The sequence below is a fragment of the Bacillus sp. SIMBA_154 genome, assembly GCF_046536015.1.
GTDB classification, from domain to species: Bacteria; Bacillota; Bacilli; order Bacillales; family Bacillaceae; genus Bacillus; species Bacillus pumilus_P.
On the sequence record NZ_JAWJBV010000158.1, the window covers coordinates 1 to 292 of the forward strand.

General features: G+C 33.9%; 1 protein-coding gene. It reads right to left on the reverse strand.

All coding sequences use genetic code 11. The features are described 5' to 3' along the window. A partial coding sequence (locus R0K30_RS21550; protein ID WP_410612840.1) for a hypothetical protein occupies positions 1–292 on the reverse strand: 292 nt, incomplete at both ends.

Genomic DNA, 292 nt, shown 5'->3' on the forward strand with positions numbered 1-292 from the left:
CCTCTCTTTTCCACCTATCCAACATATTATAAGGATTAAGGCCATCGGAAATCTCTAATAGTTTAGTTTCATCAATAACTCTATTCAGTGCACCTTCCATTCTTTTAGATCTATTTTTCATACCCGCTTGTATTTGTTTCAGCTCATGGGTAAAAGAAACTAATACTGTACCCAATGTTGCTAATCCTCTTAACAATTGATTTTCATCTTTAAGTTCTTTCTTTTCTTCCTTATTGATTTCAATTGCTTGAACCATATCTAGAACTTGCTCAGCAGACATTCCTTGACCTTT